This window comes from Arthrobacter horti (genome assembly GCF_030731045.1).
GTDB classification, from domain to species: domain Bacteria; phylum Actinomycetota; class Actinomycetes; order Actinomycetales; family Micrococcaceae; genus Arthrobacter_E; species Arthrobacter_E nanjingensis.
This window is the reverse complement of sequence record NZ_JAVALS010000004.1, coordinates 20,340-39,313: the sequence shown is the minus strand read 5'-3', so window position 1 is coordinate 39,313 and position 18,974 is coordinate 20,340. Positions and strand designations below refer to the sequence as shown.

At 69.1% G+C, this 18,974-nt stretch carries 15 protein-coding genes and 1 tRNA gene; 5 read left to right on the top strand and 11 right to left on the bottom strand.

Annotation, left to right across the window (positions count from 1 at the left end; translation table 11 throughout):
* Positions 1-42: 42 nt before the first annotated feature.
* The 4 genes from Q9R02_RS07910 to galU all read right to left on the bottom strand — a co-directional run bounded on the left by Q9R02_RS07910 (position 43) and on the right by galU (position 2,708).
* Positions 43-115, bottom strand: a tRNA-Ala gene (locus Q9R02_RS07910).
* A 70-nt stretch (positions 116-185) separates the two neighbouring features.
* Positions 186-1,085 carry a hypothetical protein gene (locus Q9R02_RS07905; protein ID WP_305996124.1) on the bottom strand — a complete coding sequence of 300 codons (900 nt, stop codon included), beginning with the start codon at positions 1,083-1,085 and terminating at the stop codon, positions 186-188.
* Between the two features lie 99 nt (positions 1,086-1,184).
* Complete coding sequence (locus Q9R02_RS07900; RefSeq protein ID WP_305996123.1) at positions 1,185-1,799, bottom strand: GNAT family N-acetyltransferase; 615 nt, start codon at positions 1,797-1,799, stop codon at positions 1,185-1,187.
* Between the two features lie 12 nt (positions 1,800-1,811).
* Entirely contained in the window at positions 1,812-2,708 is an 897-nt protein-coding gene (gene galU / locus Q9R02_RS07895; RefSeq protein WP_305996122.1) for a UTP--glucose-1-phosphate uridylyltransferase GalU, read from the bottom strand.
* A 75-nt stretch (positions 2,709-2,783) separates the two neighbouring features.
* On the opposite strand from galU, the gene Q9R02_RS07890 reads away from it, so the two are divergent.
* The 3 genes from Q9R02_RS07890 to cpaB all read left to right on the top strand — a co-directional run bounded on the left by Q9R02_RS07890 (position 2,784) and on the right by cpaB (position 4,542).
* Entirely contained in the window at positions 2,784-3,479 is a 696-nt protein-coding gene (locus Q9R02_RS07890; RefSeq protein WP_305996121.1) for a 5-formyltetrahydrofolate cyclo-ligase, read from the top strand.
* 72 nt (positions 3,480-3,551) lie between these two features.
* Positions 3,552-3,812 carry an FmdB family zinc ribbon protein gene (locus tag Q9R02_RS07885; protein WP_305996120.1) on the top strand — a complete coding sequence of 87 codons (261 nt, stop codon included), beginning with the start codon at positions 3,552-3,554 and terminating at the stop codon, positions 3,810-3,812.
* 70 nt (positions 3,813-3,882) lie between these two features.
* Positions 3,883-4,542, top strand: coding sequence for a Flp pilus assembly protein CpaB (gene cpaB / locus Q9R02_RS07880; RefSeq protein ID WP_305996119.1), 660 nt, complete (start codon positions 3,883-3,885; stop codon positions 4,540-4,542).
* 307 nt (positions 4,543-4,849) lie between these two features.
* Here the strand turns inward: cpaB and Q9R02_RS07875 are convergent, their stop codons facing one another.
* The 4 genes from Q9R02_RS07875 to Q9R02_RS07860 all read right to left on the bottom strand — a co-directional run bounded on the left by Q9R02_RS07875 (position 4,850) and on the right by Q9R02_RS07860 (position 11,886).
* Positions 4,850-8,626 (bottom strand): DUF4011 domain-containing protein, encoded by a 3,777-nt coding sequence (locus Q9R02_RS07875; protein ID WP_305996118.1) that lies wholly within the window; start codon positions 8,624-8,626, stop codon positions 4,850-4,852.
* Positions 8,627-8,819: 193 nt separating this feature from the next.
* Positions 8,820-10,367 carry a glutamine-hydrolyzing GMP synthase gene (gene guaA, locus Q9R02_RS07870; RefSeq protein ID WP_425279246.1) on the bottom strand — a complete coding sequence of 516 codons (1,548 nt, stop codon included), beginning with the start codon at positions 10,365-10,367 and terminating at the stop codon, positions 8,820-8,822.
* A 182-nt stretch (positions 10,368-10,549) separates the two neighbouring features.
* Positions 10,550-11,035, bottom strand: coding sequence for a DUF3817 domain-containing protein (locus Q9R02_RS07865; RefSeq protein ID WP_305996116.1), 486 nt, complete (start codon positions 11,033-11,035; stop codon positions 10,550-10,552).
* Positions 11,032-11,886, bottom strand: a complete 855-nt coding sequence (locus Q9R02_RS07860; protein ID WP_342006906.1) for an SURF1 family protein — start codon at positions 11,884-11,886, stop codon at positions 11,032-11,034. Before Q9R02_RS07860 ends, Q9R02_RS07865 begins: the two co-directional genes overlap by 4 nt.
* Before the next feature lie 185 nt (positions 11,887-12,071).
* On the opposite strand from Q9R02_RS07860, the gene Q9R02_RS07855 reads away from it, so the two are divergent.
* Together Q9R02_RS07855 and Q9R02_RS07850 are read left to right on the top strand one after the other, a co-directional pair.
* Positions 12,072-13,781 (top strand): ABC transporter transmembrane domain-containing protein, encoded by a 1,710-nt coding sequence (locus Q9R02_RS07855; protein ID WP_305996115.1) that lies wholly within the window; start codon positions 12,072-12,074, stop codon positions 13,779-13,781.
* Positions 13,774-15,621: an ABC transporter ATP-binding protein gene (locus Q9R02_RS07850; RefSeq protein ID WP_305996114.1), complete on the top strand. Its 1,848-nt coding sequence runs from the start codon at positions 13,774-13,776 to the stop codon at positions 15,619-15,621. The genes Q9R02_RS07855 and Q9R02_RS07850 overlap by 8 nt, the downstream gene beginning before the upstream one ends.
* A 25-nt stretch (positions 15,622-15,646) precedes the next feature.
* Here the strand turns inward: Q9R02_RS07850 and Q9R02_RS07845 are convergent, their stop codons facing one another.
* The 3 genes from Q9R02_RS07845 to Q9R02_RS07835 all read right to left on the bottom strand — a co-directional run bounded on the left by Q9R02_RS07845 (position 15,647) and on the right by Q9R02_RS07835 (position 18,923).
* On the bottom strand, positions 15,647-16,135 hold the full coding sequence (locus tag Q9R02_RS07845; protein ID WP_305996113.1) for a PTS sugar transporter subunit IIA: 489 nt from the start codon (positions 16,133-16,135) through the stop codon (positions 15,647-15,649).
* A 79-nt stretch (positions 16,136-16,214) separates the two neighbouring features.
* A complete protein-coding gene (locus tag Q9R02_RS07840) occupies positions 16,215-17,951 on the bottom strand; it encodes a glycerol-3-phosphate dehydrogenase/oxidase (protein ID WP_305996112.1) in 1,737 nt (578 codons plus the stop codon).
* A gap of 201 nt (positions 17,952-18,152) precedes the next feature.
* Positions 18,153-18,923 (bottom strand): DUF427 domain-containing protein, encoded by a 771-nt coding sequence (locus Q9R02_RS07835; RefSeq protein WP_305996111.1) that lies wholly within the window; start codon positions 18,921-18,923, stop codon positions 18,153-18,155.
* Between the last annotated feature and the right edge of the window lie 51 nt (positions 18,924-18,974).

The following is an 18,974-nucleotide window of genomic DNA, read 5'->3' as shown; positions in this document are numbered from 1 at the left end:
GCGACCAGTGCTTTCACTGATCACCCGGGGGTTTCACGGATGTGGAGCCTAGGGGAGTTGAACCCCTGACCTCTTCGATGCGAACGAAGCGCTCTACCAACTGAGCTAAGACCCCGTGGGCCTCACCCGTGGTGAGGCCAACTGCTTCAGACTACAGAGAAACAGTCACAAGTTCAAAACGTGCCTCAGGCCCGGCGCCGCTTGAGGACGGCGTCCAGATTCTTCAGGGCGGGCTGTCCAGGATTGACCACCGTCACGGTCGGATCGCCGTCCTGCAGCGCCTGCGCCAGGTCCGGCTTGAGCGCGTCCTTGATGATCGGCTTGCCCTCCGGCTTGGGCGATTCCGGGAGGTTCAGCGGCTCCGGCGAGGGGCGTTCCGCCTTCGGTGCGTCGACGTAGAGCGGCTTGGGGACCTCCACCGGTTCCCAGGTGGTCTCCTCGGCCGGCAGTGAGTCGCCGATCTCCCGGGCCACGGCTAAGGCGGCCTCCCGCAGCTCCGCAGCGGTCAGCGGAGGAGGCGCCGCCGTCGTCGCTTCCGGCGCGCCGTCGCGGTGGTCGAACGGAGCGATCGGCGAGTTCCGCGGGCGCTCAGGCACGACGGCGCCGCGCACCTCCTGCGAATCCGGTGCCATGGCTTCTTCGAAGGCCCGCTGCACCCGGCGCAGCCGGTCGCGCTTGGCCAGGGTGCGCAATGAGGCGACACAGGCCGCGGTGACCGCGAGACAGATCACCGGCGCGCCGGAGGAGACCACGGAGAAGACCGCCAGGAGCGCCATGACGGGCGCCGCCACGAGGGCCACAGCCCCCAGCAGGGCCACGGAGGCGCGGCCGGTACGGATCCTGGGCTTGCGAACAGCCGGGCGTGGGAGGGTCACCTTCTCCGCCTCGTCCATGGGCACGGTCTCGTCCTCCTTGCTGCCGGCGTCTTCGGTCCCCGGTGGATCCGCGGCGGGCAGGACCTGTGGCCCGCCGTCGGTGACCACCGTGGGAACGGCCCGGGCAGGGATCCGTCGGTTGAGCACGGTGGGCGCAACCCCCAGGAGCCAGAACGCGACAACGGCCACAAAGACCACTGAGCTGCTCAAGGGGAAGTCCACAGTCTTCACGTTATGCGGTGGGCGCAACGGCCACGACCATTTGACGTCGTGTGTCGCCGAGTTCAGGGGGAAAACTCCAGGCCGGGCTCAGACGCCGGCCAGCCAGCGGTTCAGCAGGCCCTGCGGCACTTCCTCGGCGGTGAGCGCGTAGCTGCAGTGATCCGCCCAGGCGCCGTTGATGTGCAGGTACGAAGGCCGGATCCCCTCATAGCGGAAGCCCAGTTTCTCCACCACGCGCAGGCTCGGGATGTTCTCCGGACGGATGTTGATCTCCATCCGGTGCATCCCGAGCTCCTGGAAGCAGAAGTCGGTGGCGAGCGCCACCGCCGTGGGGACGATGCCCCGGCCGGCCCTCTCCCGGTCCACCCAGTACCCGATGCTCGCCATCATGGCCGAACCCCAGAGGATGTTGGACACCGTGAGCTGGCCGATGATCCGCGGGGCTTCCCCGGCACTTTGCCGTTCCGTGATGACGAACGGCAGCGCCGCCCCTTGGCGGGCCTGGGACCGCAGGGAGGCCACCATGTCCCGGTAGCTCGGAAACCGTCCGCCGGGGATGGGATTGCTGGCCTCCCAGGGCTCCAGCCACTCCCTGTTGCGCTGCCTGACCGCCGTCCATTCGGCCTTGTCACGCTGACGGATGGGACGCAGGACGATGTCACCGTGTTCCAGCGTGACAGGCCAGTAAGGGACCCGATGCACCGTCTGCGCGTTCTAGAAAGTGGCTGTGAAGTCGCCGAGCCAGGTCCGCAGGCCGGGACCCAGGTCCTCGCTCTCGGAGGCCAGCTGGATGACGGCCTTGAGGTAGCTGAGCTTGTCGCCGGTGTCATAGCGGCGGCCACGGAAGACGACGCCGTAGACGCCGAATCCTTCGCCCTCGCCGGCGGCGAGAGTCTCCAGGGCGTCGGTCAGCTGGATCTCGCCACCGCGCCCCGGGGGCGTGTTCTCCAGCACCTCGAAGACGGCGGGGTGCAGCACATAGCGGCCGATCACGGCGAGGTTGGACGGGGCGTCCTCCACGGCCGGCTTCTCCACGAGCTCGTTGACCCGGACGAAGTCCTCACCCTCGACGACGGTGACGTCGGCGCAGCCGTAGGCGCTGATCTGCTCGGGCTCCACCTCGATGAGGGCGACGACGGAGCCTCCGGTCTTCTGCTGGACCTCGATCATGGTGGACAGCAGCTCGTCACGGGCATCGATCAGATCATCACCGAGCAGGACGGCGAAGGGCTCGTCACCGACGTGCTGCTGGGCGCGGAGCACCGCGTGGCCCAGGCCCAGGGGGTCACCCTGACGCAGGTAGTGGATGTCCGCGAGGTTGGTCGACTCCTGGATTGCGGAGAGCTTCCGGTCATCACCCTTCGCCTCGAGGGTGGCCTCCAGAGACGGGACCCGGTCGAAGTGGTCCTCCAGGGCCCGCTTGCTGCGGCCGGTGATCATGAGGATGTCGTTCAGTCCGACGCTGGTGGCTTCCTCCACCACGTACTGGATGGCGGGCTTGTCCACCACCGGCAGCATTTCCTTGGGCATGGCCTTGGTGGCGGGCAGGAAGCGGGTGCCCAGGCCTGCGGCGGGAATGACGGCTTTGCGGATCTGCTTCTTGAGGGTCACAGGACCTAATCTAACTGATGAACCGCCCGGGCCGCTGGCCTGACATGGATGAGACGAAAGGGCACATCCGCCGCCATGACCGTATCGAAACCCGCCGTCCGCTCCGCGATCAGACTCCGGCGGCGCCTGGAGCTCAAGTCCAGGACGGCCACGGAATCCGTGCTGCTCGCCCGCGGCTTCGCAAGCTCCACCGGGAGTTGGATTCAATCCTTGCAGGCGGCCGGTGCCGCCCGGCCGGCCGGGTTCACTGTGGCGTGTTACCTCAGCGGAGCCACCGAGCCTCCCACCACTGCCGTCCTGGACGCCCTGCATGCGCGGGCCGTGACGGTCCTCCTTCCCGTCTGCCGGCCGGAACACCGGATGGACTGGGTCGTGTGGGAACCGGGCCTCGCCATGAGACGCAGTGACTACGCCCCGGTGGACGAACCCGTGGGTGACGCCCTGACCACGGAGCAGCTTCTCTCCGAGGGCGGTCCCGGGCTCGATGCGGTCCTCCTGCCGGCCACAGCCGTGGACGCCGTGGGGAACCGTCTCGGACAGGGCGGCGGCTACTACGACCGCTTCCTGGAGGTCCTGGCCGGCATTGGTCACCGGATCCCGACGGCGGCCCTGGTCTACTCCGCCGAGGTGCTCGCAGAGAAGGCGTTCCCCGTGGAGCGGTTCGACCGGCCGATGGATGCCGTCATCTCGGAAGCCGGGTGGGCGGCCTTCCCTCTGGCCGACCCCTCCGGGTGGTTTGACGGGTCTGGTGTGCGCCCCGGATCACTTTGATAGAATTGGCACTCGGAACCTGACAGTGCTAACAGCCTGGGCCGTGAGGTTCCCAGAGCCTGAGGAGAATCCGTGCCCACTTATGCGTATGCCTGCAAGGACTGCGGTCACGATTTCGAGATCGTCCAGTCGTTCAGCGACAGCTCCCTGACCGCCTGCCCCGAATGCGGCGGCAGCCTGCGCAAGAAGTTCAACAGTGTGGGCGTGGTGTTCAAGGGTTCCGGTTTCTACCGTACGGATTCGCGTGGCTCCTCCGGCACCAGCACGGTGCCGTCGGCTCCTGCGGCGTCCACTCCCGCACCTGCCGCCGCCGCGGCCGGCAGTGGAAACTGACTCCGCACACTCATCCACATAGGCCGCTCGTCCAGCCGTGACGGAACCGCGCCGGCCTTAGCGTCGGGGCATGACACCCTCACCATCCGCCCGGCACCGGCCGGCCCGCACCGGCCGATGGATCCTCCGGCACCGCCGCTTCCTCGCCGCGCTGTTCCTCTCGCTCTCCGTGAGCATCGCGGTCTATCAGCTCACCCCTGCGCCGGCCGATGACCAGTCGCTGGTGACCGCAGCCGTGGAACTTCCCGCCGGTGCCACCTTGTCCCGGGCCGATCTCCAGACGGCCGCCGTGCCAGGCCGGTCGGTTCCGGCCGGCAGCTTCCGGGACCCTGGGACGCTGGTGGGCCGGCAGCTCGCCACACCGTTGCGCAAAGGCCAGTTCCTCAGCGACAGCTCCCTCCTGGGCCCGGGCCTGCTCGGCGGCACCGACCCTGGGACCACGGCGGTCCCCGTCCGGCTGGCAGATCCGCAGACCCTGAAGATCCTGACCCCGGGCCAGCTCGTAGACGTGGTCGTGAACCCGGAACGCGAGCCCGGCCAGGCGAGAAGTCCGTCCGTGATCGCCACCAGGGTGGCCATCCTGTGGGTGGCCAGGGAAGGCAAGGACTCCGTGTGGCCGGGAGCCGGCAATCCCGACGGTCTCCTGGTTCTGGCCGCCTCGGAGAAGCAGTCCCGCGCCATCGCCGAGGCCACCGGCCAAGGACGCCTCTCGGTGGTCCTGGTCCGCTGAGATGGCGAATCAGCCGGGACGGTGCCTCACCAATGCGGTGGCCGTTGCTCCTTCAACCAGTCCTCACGGGCGCCACGCTCCGGCGCATCTCCCCATGAGACGGCCTCATCCTCGCCAGCCTTGTCCGGGAGCACACTCCCGGCCCGCGGTGCCGGGGCGACCGGTACCGGCCGCCCCGACGACGCCGCGATGCCGGCTTCGGACGGCCCCGTCCGACGAGCGGGGGTGTCCATCACGGGCGAGACACCGGGTGCCGGTTCCAGATGCGTGGCCTGGACCGTGGCGCGGCGCGACTTCCGGGGGCGGGTCATTCCGCACCGTCGTCGTTCACGGCCACCTGACGCATGAAACCGGTGCTGCTGCCCCCTTCATCGTCCATGCTGGTGCCGTCCAAGTGGAGGTAGGCCGCGATCCGGTCCGCGCAGAGCGACGGATCCGTGAAGACCTCGATGGTCCACAGGGAGACGTGGCGCCAGCCCCGACGCTCCAGGTGTTCGGGACGCGTCCGGCTCCGTTCCCTGATGCTCAGGCTCCGGTAGGCCGGGGTGCCGTCCGAGTCGATGGCCACGGGGGTCGGGATGTCCGCGTCGTCCTTGCCCATCGTGTGCAGCGGATCAGCCGCGGCCACCACGTCCACGGCACCGTCGTACTGGTGCCACACCCGCGCGCCGCGGACCCGCAGCCGGTCCGCCAGATCGACCACCAGAGCGTCCTCGCCCAGCGTCGGATCGGTGGACGCCGCGCGGGACGCGTGACTTCCGAGAGAATAGTTGCCGCCCAGTTCCCGGTCCAGCAGGTCGTAGAAGTCGGCGGCACCGTGATTGAGCCGGCCCCGGTCCAAGTCCTCGGGCCGGAAGCAGCTCAGCACGTGCAGCTGCTGACGGGCGCGGGACATCGCCAGCGCGAACCGCGCACGGCCTCCCGGTGCGGACAGCGGCCCGAAGCTGTGCAGGGCCCGCCCATGCGGGGTCCGGCCGAAGCCGAGGGAGAAGATGATGTGGTCACGGACCAGGCCACGGGCCCGTTCAAGGTCCACCACCCGGAACGACTCCTGACCGGAACTCTGGAAGAAGTCGGCCAGCAGCGGATGGTTGGGCAGTTGCAGACGGATGGCCTCACCGATCCGCGCCGCATGGGTCAGCGTGCTCGTGACCACGGCCAGAGACCTCCGCGGCCGGGTCCGGGCGTGTTCGAAGACCAGATCCACCACACGGTTGACCTCGGCGGCCACGGATTCCACGGCCTCCTTGCCGGGCACAGGCAGCCCCGTGCCGTCCGCCAGGTACTCCACCACGATCGATCGGTCCAGGCCGGTCACCGCATGCCCGTCCGGGAGCCGGTTGAGGCGGTCCCCGTAGAACGAGCGGCTGAGCTGCAGACTCAGGTCCTCGTCCACGGAACGGTAGGCGTTGCGCAGCTCCACCCCCGGAAGGACGGGTTCCAGCGCCTGAAGTGCGCTCGTCACGGTGAGGTGTCCGCCGTCGTGCTCTCCAGGCCGTTCGACCGCCACGGAGAACGCCCGAGGTGTGCCGATGCTGGAGTCCCCGAACGCCACCACCTGAGTGGCGCGGGCCACCGCAGGCAGCGCGCTGGCGAGGGCCATCGACTCGGCGTCGAGGAGGACCACCGCATCGAACCGGATGCCGGCGGGCAGAGCACGGGACAGGGCGTGGGGGCTGATCGTCCAGACGGGGACCAGGCTCGAGAGCAGCTGTGGAGCCTGTGCCCAGAGCGCGGCGACACTGACCCGGCCGTCCTTGAGAAGACTGCGGAGAAGCTCGGACTGGCGCGTCTCGCTCTCCAGCAGCCCACGCCAGCGCTCCGCCAGGGCCCAGCGCAGGCGGGCGGCGCCGCTGGCGATGTGCGTGCTGTCGGCCAGGCGGAACTCGCCCTCCGTCTGCCTCAGGCTGTCGCCGTCGGACATCGCCAGGTAGTCGTCGCCGCTGATCATGGCTTCCAGGACGGACTGCCACCAGGCCAGGTCCAGCTCGGCGCTCACGGCCTCCGCCGGAACCTCGCGGGCCGCCAGGTCTTCCAGGAGCTCGTCGAGCCCCTGGCCCTTCAGGCTGTCCAGGATGAGGGTCCGTTCCGGAAGCGCCTCCAGGGACTCGGTGTCCCCGGCCAGCGCGGCCAGCCTGGCCTCCAGGGTCTCGAGCGGGGTGGACAGGAGATCGTTGCCGCCCCGCGTGCCCTTCAAGGACTGTTCCAGGGACGTGAGGTCCTTCAGGACCTCGGCGTACCGGGTCTCAAGGTCCGCCAGACCGGAGGGCACCACGGGGTGCCGGTGCGAGGCCGAGTACTTGGACCAGTGCTGCCGCTGAGTCTGCACCTCTTTGAGGCTCTCATGCAGGTCCAGGATGTGCACCCCGGGGCGGACGAACTCCTTGGCGTACTTGCGGAGCTTCGCCCGGCCCAGGCTGGTCATCTCAATGCCGCGTTCCCGCCGCCACGCCGCAGGGGCCGTGGCGGCGATGAAATCGTGGACATCACGGTCGAAGATCTCCACGGAGAAGCGGCTCAGGCTGTCACGCATGCCGAGGAAGAGCGTCAGCTGCTCGCCCCATTCGGTGAAGTCGGCACCAAGGTGCAGCTGGGCCTCCCCGGCGAACTCCTCCATCCGTGTCCGCAGCGCCGGCACGGACTCGTGCAGGCGGACGGCCGTCTCGTGCGCCTCCTGCGCCTCCTTTCGGGTGAGGAGCCGCGCACCGTTCCATTCGCTGGTCACCGTGCCACGCGTGAAGCTGCCGAGCTCGGCCGCACGGACCAGCTGCGACGCCGTCGCGTCCCGGTCCTTGATGCTGTCCAGCACACTGCGCTTGAGCCGGACCGTGGTGCCGGGAGCGGTGTCCGTGGCCACGGCCCCCGCCAGCGCCTGCATCGCCTGGTAGGGCGAGCAGCCCCAGCGCGGCCTCACATCGTGCAGGGAGGCGACATGCTCGGCCAGGGCGTGACGGCGCGAGCGCAGGGTCTCATGCACCTGCTCAAGCCGCGGCTCCTCGGACTTCTCATTCCTGACGATCGCCTGGATCAGCTGGGACTTCAGCTGGGCGGGCGAGCTGTTGGCGCCCAGTGGCAGCAGCAGCGACCCCAGTCCCAGGGATGCGAAGCGCTGGCTCAGCTCCAGCAGGGTGCTGCGGCGCTCCCCCACCAGGAGGACGGACTTGCCCTCCATGGCCAGAGTGCCGAGGGCGTTGACGACGGTTTGCGTCTGGCCGGTCCCCGGCGGCGCGGAGACCACCACCGACTCCCCGGAACGGATGACGTCCAGGGCCAGTTGCTGGGACGGGTCGGCGTCCAGCAGGAGGAACTCGTCCTCCGGGTCTCGCTCGTCCAGCGGAGTGAACTCCTCCGCGGTGACCGGCACGCGGGGCTCCACGGACCCGGGATCACGAAGAGCGGCGAGGAGGGCGTTCCCGTCATTGATCCACGGGTCGTCGAGCTCCTGCGGGAGGTCCGCGAAAGAGGCCACCACCAGCTCGGAGTGGACCTCCGCCCCGTGGATCGGGGAGACCACGGACTGCATGCGCTCCAGGACCGGCTGAGGATCGAAGCGGGCCGTGCTGTAGGCCATGCGGGCCAGGGCCGAGGCGTCGAAGATGATGCCGTGCACGGTCTTGAGATGGCGCACCAGTGCCGGGTTGACGTACGCCTGCTCCATCATCTGGAGTTCGTAGTCATCGCCTCCCGGGCGCAGGCTCAGGCTGATGGACGCCAGCAGGACGGGCGCGCTCACCCGCTGCGGCTTGCCGCCCACCGCGGACGTCCAGACGGCGGTGCCCGCCGCAAGGAAGCCGACGTCGATCCCCCGCTCGTGGGCCATCTCGTAGATCTTGGCGCGGAGGTTCCGGGCGGCACGGGCCGCCCGGTTGTACTCCTGGGGCTCCCGGATGAGGGTGGAGAGCCGGGTCTTGCGGCCCGCCATGAGCTGGGCCAGTCCGGAGGGGTGCGCCTGTGCCAGGTCGACGAAGCCGTCCGCCGTGCGTGAGAAGCGCAGGAGCGTGTCCGGGCCGGACACGGACGGGAACCCGGCGAGCCAGCGGCTCAGCTCCTCGGAGCGTTCTTCGGGCTGGGATGTCTCCGTCACGGAATCCTTCTTCTTCTCTGCACTGGCACGCGAGGCTTTTGACCAGATGGGCATACCTTCGAGGGTATCCGCCCCGGGGCTCCCGCGCGGCCTTCAACACCCAGGAGCCGCAAAGATCCGCGGGAATCCGCAGAATACGGCAGTGGCCGGCCCGCTGTTCAGCGGACCGGCCACATACCTCAGACCGAGGGGATCACTCCCATTCGATGGTTCCCGGCGGCTTGCTGGTCACATCGAGCACGACGCGGTTGACGCCGTCCACCTCATTGGTGATCCGGTTGGAGATCCGGGCCAGGAGGTCGTACGGCAGGCGGGACCAGTCGGCCGTCATGGCGTCTTCGCTGGACACCGGACGGAGGACGATCGGGTGACCGTAGCTGCGGCCGTCGCCCTGGACGCCCACGCTGCGCACATCGGCGAGCAGGACCACCGGCATCTGCCAGACTTCACCGTCAAGGCCGGCCGCGGTCAGCTCGGCGCGGGCGATCGCGTCGGCCTTGCGGAGCAGCTCCAGACGGTCGGAGGTGATCTCACCGACGATGCGGATACCCAGGCCGGGGCCCGGGAACGGCTGGCGGCCGACGATCTCGGCCGGCAGGCCCAGCTGGGCGCCGACGGCACGGACCTCGTCCTTGAAGAGGGTGCGCAGCGGCTCCACGAGCTCGAACTGCAGATCCTCGGGGAGGCCGCCCACATTGTGGTGGCTCTTGATGTTGGCCGTGCCCTCGCCGCCGCCGGACTCGACGACGTCCGGGTAAAGGGTGCCCTGGACCAGGAACTTGATGCTCTCACCCTCGGAGGCGGCCTCCGCGATGATGGCACGCTCGGCCTCTTCGAACGCGCGGATGAATTCGCGGCCGATGATCTTGCGCTTGGTCTCGGGGTCGCTGACCCCGGCCAGGGCGTTCAGGAATCGCTCCTGCTCGTTGGCGACGTACAGCTTGGCGCCGGTGGCGGCGACGAAGTCGCGCTCCACCTGCTCCGCCTCGCCTTCACGCAGCAGGCCGTGGTTGACGAACACACAGGTCAGCTGGTCGCCGACGGCGCGCTGTACCAGGGCAGCGGCCACGGCGGAGTCGACACCGCCGGAGAGGCCGCAGATCACGCGGGAGTCGCCGATCTGCTCGCGGATCCGCTCCACCTGCTCGTCGACGATGCTGCCGGTGGTCCAGTTCGGCTCCAGGCCGGCACCGTTGTAAAGGAAGTTCTCCAGGATGCGCTGGCCGCCCTCGGAATGCTTGACCTCGGGGTGCCACTGCACACCGTAGAGGCACTTCTCCTCGTTGGCGATGGCCGCGACCGGGGCGCCCGCAGTGCTGGCGAGCACCTCGAAGCCCTCCGGGGCGCGGCTGACGGAGTCACCGTGACTCATCCAGGACTTGTGATCGCTCACGCCCTGCAGCAGCGGGTTCTCCTGGCTGAGAATGGTGGTCTCCGTGGAGCCGTACTCGCGCAGGCCGGTCTGTGCGACCTCGCCGCCCATCGCGAGGGACATGCCCTGGAAGCCGTAGCAGATGCCGAGAACCGGGACACCGGCCTCGAAGAGGTCACGCGGGACCACGGGGGCACCTTCGGCGTAGACGCTGGAGGGGCCGCCGGAGAGGATGATGGCGGCGGGGTTCTTGGCCAGGAGTTGTTCGGTGCTGAGGGTGTGCGGAACGATCTCCGAATACACCTTCGCCTCCCGCACGCGACGGGCGATGAGCTGCGCGTACTGGGCACCGTAGTCAACAACCAGCACGGGACGCTGGGAAGTCTGAGCGGCGGGGGAAATGGTCACCCATCCAGGATACGTGCCCGCGGGCCGTGCCCGCACGCCGGCAGCCCGCTGAGTAGCGCGGCTCACAGTGCTCGGACGACGGCGCGCGCCCCGCCGACGTCGTCAGTTCACCTCGGCGAGGCCGGCGCCCGCCGTGTGAGCGGTCAGTAGCGGCTGACCGACTGGGGGTTCGCGGCGATCTCGGCCTCGACCTCCACGTGGGTCTTCTTCTCCACGATGAAGGACAGGAACGGCACCACGCCGCCCAGGGCCAGGACCACGAGCTTGGCGAACGGCCAGCGCATGAGGCTCCACAGACGGAAGTTGGAGACCAGGTACAGCACGTACATCCAGCCGTGGATGATCAGCACTGTGAGGGAGAGGTTGACGCCGCCGATCACCCCGGCAGGATCCGCGGAGGCAAGCCCGAAGAGGTGGGCCTGACCGGTGGCCGCGTCGGTGCCGCCGGCGTAGAGGAACTGCCCCAGGCCGTAGCGCAGCACGAGTTCCACGCAGAGCAGCAGCAGGAAGGTGCCGGTGATGTACGCGAACACCTTGTAGAACTTCAGCGCGGCGCGGATCTGCTGCGCGGTCCCGCCGAATCGGCGCGGACGGGACGTGGGGGTGCCTGCCGGCTTGGGGTCGATCATTTATTGCTCCTGTGATCCATGAGAGTCTGCTCCGGGGCCGTCTGCCGGCGGGCGTCCTCCGCCGCGTCCTCGGCCTCCTCAAGCTGCCGCTGGTGGTCATCCTTGACCAGGCGCCACCAGATGAAGAGTGCGAAGCCTGCGAAGACCACCCATTCCACGGCGTAGAAGATGTTGAGCCAGTTCACGCTTTGGTCCTTGGGGGCGGCCTTCAGGCGGAGCGGCTTCAAGGGGCTGCTGTCGGAGGCTCCGATCACCTGGCCGGCGGACTTCTCCTGACTGGCCCCGACGAAGCCCTGGTAGCTGGACACGTCCCAGACGTTGATGAGTTCGGCCACGGACAGGTTCGCGTAGCTCTGCTCCGGAAGATCGTGGGTGACCGTGGGCGCTTCCGAGGGCACCAGTCGGCCGGTGAGGGCGATCTCGCCAGACGGGGCCTGCGGAGCGTCAGCGGGCGACGCCACCCAGCCGCGGGCCACGGGGATCCAGGTGGCCTCCGTGGACTTGGTGCCGGCCAGCTTCGGGGCGCCGTCCACCGCGAACGCCGTGACCACCCAGTAGCCGCTGGTGCCGTTCAGGAGGCGGTCCTTGACCAGAACCTGCTTCCGGGCGTCGTAGTGCCCGCTGAGCGTCACCATCTGATCGGCCGCGCTCGACGGGAAGAAGGTGCCCGGCTTGAGGACGGAGGTCAAGGGCCGGGAGGTCTCGAGCGAGTTGTCCGGCGCGTCCTGGCCGTCATGTTGCGTGGACCGCCCGAACTGCCACTGGCTCAGCAGCACGAACACGGTGGATACGACGAGCGCGAACAGCAGTCCGGCGATCCAGCGCGGCTTGAGGGCGGTTTTCAGCACCATTCCACCGTACTTGCTGAACCTCGGAATTCCCCAAAAGCGAGGAGCGCCCCGGACACCCTCGCGACACCCCGCCCAGAGCGGTCGGAGCGGCGGCCGAACAGGCCCGATCCGTTATTCAAGATTTTCCCGAAAGCAATCTTTCACATGAGCTTCCCATGTGATCTTCACCTCATTAAGCTGACGCTGTGCGAGAGTACCCTTACCCCCGGCCTGATGACCCCTTCGGGCTCTCCCCGGGCGGTTTCCTGCTCTGGATGGGCCGCCGCCAGCTGCCCACGCTCCTGGGCGGTTTCTTCTTCGGCATCGTGTGGATGTTGTCACAGGCCTTTGCACCGTTCGTCATCGGCAGGGCCCTGGACCTCGGCGTGGTCGGCCAGGACTTCTCCGCCCTGCTGCTCTGGACGAGCGTCTTCCTGGGCCTTGCCGTGGTTCAGGCCATCACCACCACCGTCCGGCACAGGCTGGCCGTGAGCAACTGGCTGCAGGCGGCCCTCACCACGAAGGAACTGATCGGCGTCAAGGTCGCCCGCGGCGGGGAGTCCGTGGGCAGGGCGGTGCCGACCGGGGAGATCGTCACCGCCGCGTCCAACGACGCCCCGAGGCTCGGCCAGCTGTTCGACGTGACGGCACGCCTGTCCGGCTCGGTCATCTCCTATCTTGTGGTCTCAGTCCTGGTGGCACAGATCCACCTCCCGCTCGGCATCGCGGTGCTCATCGGAGTGCCGGCCCTCGGCGCCCTTCTGGTCTTCGTGGTGAGGCCGTTCCAGCGCCGCCAGCAGGCCCAGCGTGAGGCCACGGGCAGGATGACGTCCGTGGGCGCGGACACGGTGGCCGGGCTGCGGGTGCTCCGAGGGATCGGCGGCGAACGGATCTTCGTGAACAGGTACCGCGAGCGCTCACAGCACGCGCGGGTGCACGGCGTGGAAGTGGCCCGCTCGGTGGCCACCCTGGAGGCATCCCAGCTCCTGATCGGCGGCGCGTTCAGCGTCTTCTTCACCTTCTCCGGGGCGGCCCTCGCACTGGACGGCACCATCACCGTCGGTGAGCTCATGTCCCTCTACGGGTTCTCCGTCTTCCTCGTCGCCCCCATCCGCACCGGTTCGGAGGCCCTCAACGTCGGCATCCGCGGCATCGTGGGCGCGCGCAAGGTGAGCAAGCTGCTGGCAGCCGCACCCCTGGTGGCGGACCGCGGGACGGTGGCCGAGCCGACGTCGTCGTCCCTGGTGGATGGCGTGACCGGCGTGACCGTCCCGCCGCACGGGCTGACGGCGCTGGTGTGCGCGGATCCCGGCCGTTCGGCCGCGGTGGCGAAGCGTCTGGGGAGGTTCGACGACGGCGAATCACGTCAGGCGCGCTGGGGTGACGAACCCTTGACCTCCTACCCCCTGGAGGCGGTGCGGCGACGGATCGTCTTCAGCCAGGCGGAGGCGCAGCTGTTCACCGGGAGCCTCCGCACCGCCTTGGACCCCCAGGGCCGGCACGACGACGGCCGCATCATCGCGGCGCTGCGGACGGCCGCGGCACTGGACATCCTGGAGGCCGTGGACGAAGGCCTGGACCATGAGGTCGATGAGAAGGGCCGTAGCTTCTCCGGTGGCCAGCGTCAGCGTCTCTCCCTGGCACGTGCCTTGCTGAGCGACGCCGAGTTCCTGCTGCTCGTGGAACCCACGAGCGCCGTGGACGCCCATACGGAGGCGCGGATCGCGTCCGGGCTGGCAGAATCGCGCGGTGGCCGCAGCTCCGCCACGCTCGTGACCACGGCGAGCCCGCTCCTGCTGCACGCGATGGACCGCGTCGTCTTCCTTCCCGCCACGGGCACCCCGCTGACCGGCACGCACGCCGGGCTGCTGGACTCCTGCCCCGAGTACCGGACAGTGGTGATCCGCAGTGAGTGACACGATGGAGTCCTTCGAAGGGCCGCTCCTAGACCAGCCGTACACGGAAGGCGACGAAGCCCGGCTCAGTGCCCCGGAGGCCGCGGGACCCACCCCCGCCCCGGGCAACCGTCTGCCAATCGCCGGCTCCCTCGCCGTACGGGCCGAGGCATGGCGCCTGGTCAAGCGCAACCGCCAGTCCCTGGCCTGGGTCATGGTGTTCTACGCCGCAGCGGCGGTGACGGGCCTGGTGGGCCCGTACATCATCGGGCGCCTGGTGGACACGGTCTCGGGCGGGACCACCATGTCCGCCGTCACCGGACTGAGCCTGGTGCTCCTGGGCGCCGTGGTGGCTCAGGCGTTCCTGCAGCGCTTCGCCTCCTACCGCTCGATGGTGCTCGGCGAGAAGGTCTTCGCCGATCTGCGCGAGGAGTTCATGGGGGATGTCACCTCCCTGCCGCTGTCCACGGTGGAGCGCGCCGGCACGGGTGATCTGCTCTCCCGCACCACCAACGACGTCGAGGCGCTCTCCCACGCGGTGCGCTTCGGGGTGCCGCGGCTCCTGGTGGCCCTGGTCACCCTGGCGCTGACCCTCGCCGCCGCATTTGTCGTCTCGCCGCTGCTGGGGCTCGGGCTTCTGGTGAGCGCGCCGTTCATCGCGCCCGTGACCCGCTGGTACCTGAAACGGTCCGGTCCGGCCTACCAGCGGGAGCACGCGGCGTACGGCACCATCGACGGGACGATCTCCGAAGCCGCGGACGGGGCCCTCACCGTGGATGCGCTGAGCCTGGGTCCGCAGCGCATCGGCCGGACCCGCGCCGCCATCCGGGAGGCCTTCGAGGCCGAACGGTACACGCTGTGGCTGCGCTCCATGCTGTTCCCCGTCACCGAGCTGGCACTCTGGCTCCCCGCGGTGGTGGTGGTGCTCTGGGGCGGCTGGCTGGTCTCCGTGCACTCCGCCTCCGCCGGCGAGGTGGCCGCGGTTGCCCTGTACTCGGTGTCCCTCACGGAGCCCGTCAACACCCTGATCCTGTGGCTGGACGAGCTGCAGTTCGGGGCTGCGTCGCTGGCCCGCATCGTAGGGGTGAAGGAGGTGCCCGCGGACCGGACCGTCAGTGGGGAAAGCCCTCGAGGCAGCCGGATCTCCGTGCGGAACGTGACCTTCGCCTACCGTGCCGGCCGGAACGTGCTGCACGGGGTGGACCTGGAGCTGGTGCCGGGCGAACGGCTGGCCATGGTGGGCCCGTCCGGTGCTGGGAAGTCCACGCTGGGCCGGCTCATCGCGGGGATCAATCCCCCGTCCGCGGGGTCCGTGACAGTGGGCGGGGTGCCGCTGGTGGACCTGGCTGTGGAGGAGCTGCGCCGCGAAGTGGCCCTGGTGACGCAGGAGCATCACGTGTTCGTGGGGACCCTGGCGGACAATCTGCGGCTAGGCAAGGAGGACGCCGGGGACCAGGAGCTTCTGGAGGCGCTGCGCGACGTCGGGGCCGAGCCGTGGTTCCAGGCCCTTCCGGACGGGCTGGAGACGGAGCTGGGGTCCGGCGGTCATGCACTGACCCCGGCACAGGCCCAGGAACTGGCGCTGGCCCGGCTGGTCCTGGCCGATCCTCACACCCTGGTGCTGGACGAGGCCACGAGCCTGATCGACCCGCAGGCGGCCCGGAGCGTAGAACAGTCGCTCGGTGCGGTGCTGAGCGGGCGGACGGTCGTGGCGATCGCCCACCGGCTGCACACCGCGCACGACGCCGACCGGGTGGCCGTGGTGGAAGACGGGCGGATCACGGAGCTTGGCAGCCACGACGAGCTGCTCGCGCTGAACGGTTCCTACGCGGCGCTGTGGCGGTCCTGGCGGAGCGAGTAGAGGCGGGCCTCTCCCCTGTAGCGGCTCAGTGGTCGAAGAACACCAGGGACGTGTTGATGAGCTCGGAGATCACTTCGGTGTCGCCGGCCCGCCGCAGGGATTCCCGGAAGCTCTCCTTGGACAGCGAGCGGGCCAGGGTGGCGAGAACTTCCAGGTGCTCGGAGAACGACTGGGCCGGGGTGGCGATGAGCAGGACCAGGTTCGCGGGGCCGTCCGCGGCACCGAAGTCCAGTGAGTGCCCGTAACGGGTGACGCCGACGGCGATGGACGGCTGGGTGACGAACTCGCTGCGGGCATGGGGCAGGCCGATGCCCCCGGGCAGCCCGGTGGCGAGCTGATGCTCCCGTGCGTTGACGCTCTCCAGGAAGGCGTCCAGATCGGTGACCCGGCCGGCGTCGTACATGGTGCGCGCGAGCTGCGCCGCCGCGTCCGCGCGGTCGGTGGCCTCCATCTCCAGGATGACCATGGTGGGGAGCGTGAGCTCGGCGTCGTATCGGTTCAGGTCCTCTGCCATGGGGCGTCCTCTTTCCTCAGGTCTGTCATGCCGGCGGCCACCCCGCGCCACCGCTGGGCCGGATGCGCCGGCCTGTCGCTCAGCGGAGCGGAGTGATGTCGTCCACGCCCAGACGGGCGGCGTCGGCGGATTCGTCGTCCGGCTGCTCCTGGGAGAGCCGTTCGGCCTCCACCCGGGCCAGATAGTGCCTGACCTCGCTCTCCTCCTGGACGGGGCTCCATCCGAGCACCTCACCCATGAGCTGTGCCACCACCGGCACGGCGGAGACGCCACGGTCCCAGGCCTCGATCGAGATGCGGGTGCGCCGGGTCAGGACGTCATGCACGTGCCGGGCGCCCTCATGGGTGGTCGCATAGACCACCTCGGCGCCCAGATAATCATCCGCTCCGGGCAGTGGTTCCGCCAATTCCGGGCGCTCCCGGATGAGGTCCAGCAGATCCGTGGCCATGGAGCCGTAGCGGTTGAGCAGGTGCTCCACCCGCGCCACGTGTACTCCGGCCTCATCGGCGCTGCGGTGCCGGCGGTTCCAGGCGGCCTTGAAGCCTTCGGCTCCGAGCAGGGGGATGCTGTCCGTGCAGCTCGGCGGGACGCGCTCGTCCAGGCTGCGGGCGGCCTCGTCCACGGCGTCCTTGGCCATGACGCGGTAGGTGGTGAGCTTGCCGCCGGCCACCACCACCAGGCCCGGGACGGGATGGGCGACCACGTGCTCACGAGAGAGCTTGGCGGTGGAGTCGTTCTCCCCCGCCAGCAGCGGCCTCAGGCCCGCATAGACGCCTTCCACGTCCTCCCGGGTGAGAGGACGCTTCAGGACCTTGTTGACGTGCTCCAGGAGGTAGTCGATGTCCTGGCTGGAGGCGGCCGGGTGGGCCTTGTCCAGCGTCCAGTCGGTGTCCGTGGTGCCGATGATCCAGTGCCGGCCCCAGGGGATGACGAACAGGACGCTCTTCTCGGTGCGGAGGATGAGGCCCACCGTGGACTGGAATCGGTCCCGGGGCACCACCAGGTGGATGCCCTTGGAGGCCCGGACCTTGAGCTGGCCGCGGTCCGTGACCAGAGCCTGGGTCTCATCCGTCCAGACACCGGTGGCGTTGACCACTTGCTTGGCGCGGACCTTGAAGGTGCTGCCGTCCTCCACGTCCTCCAGGCGTGCGCCCACCACCCGCTCCCCCTCGCGGAGGAAGTCGACCACCTTGAGGCGGTTGACGGCGTGGGCACCGTACGACGCCGCGGTGCGGACGATGTTGACCACCAGCCGCGCGTCGTCCACCTGGGCGTCGTAGTAGCGGATGGAGCCGACCATGGCGTCGTCCTTGAGGCTCGGGGCGGCCTTGAGGGTGCCCCGGCGGGTGAGGTGCTTGTGCATGGGGACGCCGCGGGAATTCCCGCTGGTCATGCCGAGGGTGTCGTAGAGCATGATCCCTGCGCCCACGTAGGGGCGCTCCACGAAACGCTTGGAGAGCGGGTAGAGGAACGGGACGGGGCGGACGAGGTGGGGGGCGATGCGCTGGATGAGGAGGCCGCGTTCCTGCAGGGCTTCGGTGACGAGTGCGAAGTCGAGCATCTCCAGGTAGCGGAGGCCGCCGTGGATGAGTTTGGACGAACGGGAGCTGGTGCCGGAGGCCCAGTCGGTCATCTCCACGATGCCCACCTTGAGGCCTCGGGTGGCGGCATCCAGGGCGGCGCCGGCGCCCACCACGCCGCCGCCGACGATCAGGATGTCCAACTCCTGGCCCGGGTTGACCGTGTCCCGGAGAGCCTGAAGAGAACGCTCGCGCTGCTCCGGACCGAGGACATTGCTGCTGTCATGCTGGCTCATGGAGGCCTCCGAGGTGCGTGGCTGCGACTTGGGAGCAAGCTTAGTGTGCAAGGGGTCGCCGGGCGAGGAATGAGCCCAGGGACCTCTGAGCACCTGGTCTTTCAGCTGCACCGCGGCATTCAGCTGCACCGCGGCTTTCAACTGCACCGCGGGCAGGGGCGCGCGCGGTGGTCAGGACTTATCAAGAGGCAGATCCGTGAGTCACGCTTGGACGTCGATCTGCACCCGGTCGTCGTAGAAGCACAGCATTCCGGTCACGGGTACGGCGTCGTGAAGCGGGTGCTCGTAGGACCAGGCGACATCCTCGATGCGCCGCTCTCCGCTCCGGAACGACCAGTACGACGCGTCGCCCTTGTAGGCGCAGGAGGTGGAGGTCGGGCTGGGTTCGAGCAGGTCCATCCTGATGTCATCGCGTGGCACGTACCAGCGGCGCTGAAGGCCGGTCTCCAGGAGAAGCACCGCGCGGCGCGTGTCGGCGAGGGTTTCGCCGTCCACGGTGACCACCACGTGACGGTCCGAGGTCAGGCAGTCGATCCGCTTGAGAGGATCGTGCGGATGAGAGTGGACCACCTGGTCCTCCTCTCGCCATTCATCGAAGGCCCTCCAGTCCAGAATGACGTAATCGTCGACGTCAGGGTCCTGAGGCGTGAAGCCGGCTCCCTTGATCACTTGACGGCCATCAGCCGGCCCGAAATCCCACGCCGTGCCCGGCACCGTGTGGACGCCGAAGGGCACCGCCGGAGTGAGCACCGGAGGATGAGAGTCCGCGGGCGCCACCGGACCCGCATCCAGCAGCTCCGTCAGCACGTCCTCGCGAGGCACGGCGTAGGACCCGACCACCCGGTGCGGCTCCCAGACGAGCCGGACCCGGGTCGAGTCGACCACGGCGGCGCCCCCTGCAAAGGCCCGTACACGCTGGAGGACCGGGGCCCACCGCAGTTCGCCGAGCTGAGACCTGATGAGTTTGTCCATCGCAAGTGCCATGTTTTTGTTGTACTCCGGTCAGCGGTGGTTGTCACCGGT